This window comes from Armatimonadota bacterium, assembly GCA_020354555.1.
Lineage (GTDB): Bacteria > Armatimonadota > Hebobacteria.
This window is the reverse complement of record CP070648.1, coordinates 4,702,763-4,705,646: the sequence shown is the minus strand read 5'-3', so window position 1 is coordinate 4,705,646 and position 2,884 is coordinate 4,702,763. Positions and strand designations below refer to the sequence as shown.

The 2,884-nt window shown below is 65.9% G+C and carries 2 protein-coding genes; both read left to right on the top strand.

The window, feature by feature from the left end; genetic code table 11:
- Positions 1-2,537: alpha-mannosidase (locus JSV65_19305; GenBank protein ID UCH34637.1), on the top strand; the 2,537-nt coding region annotated here is incomplete at its 5' end.
- A 21-nt stretch (positions 2,538-2,558) separates the two neighbouring features.
- Positions 2,559-2,884 (top strand): flavodoxin family protein (locus tag JSV65_19300; protein ID UCH34636.1); only part of this gene is annotated, 326 nt, incomplete at its 3' end.

Genomic DNA, 2,884 nt, shown 5'->3' with positions numbered 1-2,884 from the left:
GTCGCGGAGGCAAGCCGTGCAAGGACGCAATCCAGCGCGCGGGCCGGCGGGTTGATTTCGCCGCCGCCGACCGCGGCGACCGCAAAGCCCTGCTTGCGTCACTGGCGGCCGCGAGACGAGAACTCGCCCCGCTCGGCGATCTCGCCCACGATCACGCGCTGTACATCGTCGGACAATCCCACATAGACCTCGCTTGGTTGTGGCGCTGGCGGGAGACGGTTCAGGTATGCCGCGACACGTTTCGCAGCGCCCTCGACATCATGCATGACTACCCCGAGTTCATCTTCGCGCAGAGCCAGGCCCAGGCCTACCTCTGGATGGAGCAGCATGAGCCCGAGCTTTTCGAGGAGATCCGCCGCCGCATAGCCGAGGGACGCTGGGAGATCGTCGGCGGGATGTGGGCCGAGCCGGACTGCAATCTGCCGTCCGGCGAGTCGTTCGTGCGGCAGACAGTTCACGGCAAGCGCTACTTCCTGCGCAAGTTCGGAGTGGACGTCAAGCTGGGCTGGAACCCCGATTCCTTCGGGTTCGCCTGGAGCCTGCCGCAGATCTACGAGAAGTGCGGCGTGAAGGCATTCCTGACGACGAAGATCGGCTGGAACGACACGACGAGGTTTCCGTATCATTCCTTCTGGTGGGAGGGGCCGGACGGCAGCCGCATCTTCTGCTACTGGCCGACGTCGGGCCTGGGCGGCGGGCTCAGCGCGCGGGAAATGATTCTCGACGTCGGCGATTTCAAGCGCAACACCGGGTTGCCGTTCACGTTCAGGCTCTACGGCGTGGGCGACCACGGCGGCGGGCCATCGCGCGCCATGCTCGAAGAGGCGAAGGCCGCGCAAGCCCTGCCCGTCTTCCCACGCGTCGAGCACATGCACGTGCAGGACTTCATTGACAAGCTCGTGCCGGCGCGCAAGCATCCGGTGTGGAAGGACGAGCTGTACCTGGAACTGCACCGCGGCACCTACACGAGCCAGGGCCGGACGAAACGCAACAACCGCCTGAGCGAGCGCATGCTGCAGCAGGCGGAACTGTTCTGCTCCTGGGCGAGCCTGCTGGGCAAGCCTTACCCGCGCGCCCGTCTGTGGGACGCATGGCGCCTCACGATGTTCAACCAGTTCCACGACACACTGCCCGGCTCCAGCATCAACGGCGTGTACATAGACTCCGCCGAGGATTACCGCCAGGTCTTCGGCTTGACCGCCCGCGCCATTCATGGGGCGCTGCGCTCCATCGCTGACGCCGCGGACACCCGCGGCCAAGGTGCTCCGCTGGCTGTTTTCAACTCTCTGTCATGGAAGCGCGACGGCCTGGTCGAGTTGAAGTTAACGGCGACGCAGGCCCGGCGCGGCGTGACGGTGCGCGATCCGCGCGGGCGCGAGATCCCCAGCCAGGTTACTGCGGACCGCAAGCTGATCTTCGTCGCCCGCGGTGTCCCCGCGATGGGGTATGCAGTGTATCGTATCGTGGATAGACGACCGTCGCGCAGTTATCGCACCGGCGTTGCGGCGCGGACGAACGTCATTGAGAATCGTCTCCTGCGCGTCGAGATAGACCCGCGGACGGGTTGGCTGAAGTCGGTTTACGACAAGCGCTCTCGCCGCGAGGTGCTCAAGGGCGCCGGCAACGTGCTCCAGGTCTTCGAGGACCCCGAAAACGCGTGGGAGGTGCCGTGGCATTTCTGGAAGCGGCCGGTCGCACTGGATGAGGGCTGCGACATCGAGATCGTCGAGCGCGGGCCGGTGCGCGCCGTAATCCGCGCGACCCGGCGCATGGGCGACTCAACCCTAGTGCAGGACCTCACGCTGTGCGAGCGTCGGGAGCGGCTGGACGTGCGCATGGAGGTCGAGTGGCGCGCCAAGCACAAGTTGCTCAAGGTGGCGTTCCCGGTGTGTGTTGATCCGGGCACGGCCACGTATGAAATACCCTACGCCGCGATCGAGCGGACGACCAAGCCGAAGACGGCCGCCGAAAAAGCCAAGTACGAGGTACCGGCGCAGATGTGGGCAGACCTGTCGCAGCGCGGCTACGGCGTGAGCCTGCTCAACGACTGCAAGTACGGGTACGACATCCGCGACAACCTGATGCGCCTGAGCCTGCTCCGCGCCCCCACGAGCCCGGACCCGAACGCCGATGAGGGGCGCCACGAGTTCACCTACTCGCTCTACCCGCACGCCGGCGATTGGCGCCAGGGCGGGACGGTGCGCGCGGCCTATGAGTTGAACTACCCGCTGGAGGCGCGCTCGGTCCTGAAGCACCGCGGGAACCTGCCGGCGGTCGCCAGCTTCGCGTCGGCGACTCCCGAGAACATCGTGCTCCACGTCGTCAAGCGCGCGGAGGACAACTCGGATTACATCCTGCGATGGTACGAGACGACCGGCAAGCGTACGACGGCCGTCATCACGCTGCCGCGTAAGCCGCGCCGCGTGTGGGAGACGGATCTGATGGAGAACGAGCTGCGCGAGTTGCCCGTGCGCGGCAGGAGGATACGCATACCGACCGGAAAGTTCGAAATCAAGACGGTGAAAGTAGAGTTCTGAGAGTGAGGCAGGAGGCCGAAGATGAAGGTCATCGCGATCCAGACATCACCCAATGAGGACGGCCTGACCGCGACGATGGCGCAGATGGCGCTCGACGGGGCGAAAGCCGCCGGCGCGGAGACGGAGTTGATTCACCTCTGCGGCGCGAGCATCGAGGCGTGCCGGCAGTGCGAGAACGGCTGGGGTCTGTGCCGAAGCGAAGGGCGCTGCGTCATCGAGGACGACTTCGAGGACTTGCGTCGGCGCATCGGGGAAGCGGGCGCGGTCGTCATCAGCACGCCGGTGTACTTCGGCGACCTGAGCGAGGCGGCGAAGTGCTTTTTCGACCGGCTGCGCAGGTGCGAGCG